Below are 235 nucleotides of genomic sequence, written 5' to 3' on the forward strand. Positions count from 1 at the left end.
GCCGACAAATCCCCCGGCACCTGCGGTTCCCCGCGCGGAGACCAGATTCTCGGTCGTGGTTCCACTTCGGGTAACGGTGGAGGTCGGGAAACCCTACGCGGACGGCGACAACCAACGCGATCGGGTTACGCAGGGGTCGTCCATAACGATCGACACCGACGACGAAGTATTCACAGAGGCGGTTCCGGCCGACTACCGGGATCGTCTGGGCTACGAGGAAACATTCCTCGGCGAT

At 62.6% G+C, this 235-nt stretch carries 1 protein-coding gene; it reads left to right on the forward strand.

Annotated elements, in window-relative coordinates; genetic code table 11:
* Window positions 1-235 (forward strand): hypothetical protein (locus AC3XQU_RS24910; RefSeq protein ID WP_489876767.1); only part of this gene is annotated, 235 nt, incomplete at both ends.

The sequence above is a fragment of the Telluria sp. AZSoR62 genome (assembly GCF_058111565.1).